The 1,315-nt window shown below is 44.8% G+C and carries 2 rRNA genes; both read left to right on the top strand.

Features of this window, described 5'->3' with window-relative positions:
* Positions 1-101: ribosomal RNA gene (locus tag AYW76_RS18510) — 23S ribosomal RNA — on the top strand; the annotation flags it as partial.
* Positions 102-291: 190 nt separating this feature from the next.
* A 5S ribosomal RNA gene (gene rrf, locus AYW76_RS18505) occupies positions 292-406 on the top strand.
* Positions 407-1,315: the final 909 nt, after the last annotated feature.

Raw genomic sequence — 1,315 nt, 5'->3', positions numbered from 1 at the left:
CCCTAAAGAGCCGTTCGAGACTAGGACGTTGATAGGTTGGGTGTGTAAGTGCTGTGAGGCATTGAGCTAACCAATACTAATTGCTCGTGAGGCTTGACCATATAACACCAAAATGGTTTTAAGAGTGTGAAGAAAACATACTCGCTGTACTACAGACTACGATACCAACACTGGTTTGATACTTGGTTATCACTATTTCAAAAGTTTTATTGTTAAAGACTCAAGTTCACGAACTTGCGTGTTTTGGCTAAGGCAAACAGAAGCCCCCCAAAACGATCGCAAACCCGTTTGCTTGACGATCATAGAGGCGTTGAACCACCTGATCCCATCCCGAACTCAGAAGTGAAAGGCGCCATCGCCGATGGTAGTGTGGGAGATCCCATGTGAGAGTAGGTCGTCGTCAAGCATCATACAAAGGAAGCCCTGATAGCAATGCTGTCAGGGCTTTTTTGTGTCTGCGGTTTTCCTCATCTCAACACCTCAACACAGCTAGATTGCGCATCCCTTTTGTACCCCGCTTGCGCCTGTCTCATGCTTCGACGCGTCAGCGCGTGACATCAAAAGCGTGCGTCTTATGGCATCAGTCAGAGAAGGCGTTCAGAAAAACAGAGGCATAGCACCACCTGATCCCATCCCGAACTCAGAAGTGGCTCTCAACACGCCGCAGGCGCTCACCATCGCCGATGGTAGTGTGGGAGATCCCATGTGAGAGTCCCACAAGGGGATAGATATAGGTCGTACCGCAAGGGTATAGATATAGTCAAGCATCATACAAAGGAAGCCCTGATAGCAAACGCTGTCAGGGCTTTTTTGTGTCTGCGGTTTTCCGCACCTCAACACCTCAACGCAGTTAGATTACGCATCCCTTTTGTACCCCGCTTGCGCCTGTCTCATCCTTTGAAGCGTAATAACAAAAATCGCGATGTCTTCGAATTAACTGGTTCAAAAAACTGATGAAGTGAAATTTGCATGACTTAATGGTCTAGCGATGCAATAGGCAATATATTGTCGATTTGGATGCTAACCTAGAATGAATAATAATCACTAGAGCATGAGTGCAGTGTTAACGAGATGGATGATTATTTGATCGGTTTTATTTTGATTTGAATGGTCCTAGCGTTTTTTAGTAAAAAACGCTTTTTTATAAAAAATTAATACAAAAAGTGCTTGCGCTGAAAATTCATATGGGTATTATACGCACCCACTGACACGGACAACGCTTCACAACAACGAAGCACAACGCGTCAGACGCTCTTTAAAATAGATAATCAGATAATTTGTGTGGGCGCTCGCTGGAGACTTCTAAAAATTTTGA

The sequence above is a fragment of the Marinomonas gallaica genome (assembly GCF_001639745.1).
Classification (GTDB): Bacteria; Pseudomonadota; Gammaproteobacteria; order Pseudomonadales; family Marinomonadaceae; genus Marinomonas; species Marinomonas gallaica.
This window is presented reverse-complemented; position numbering and strand designations above follow the sequence as displayed.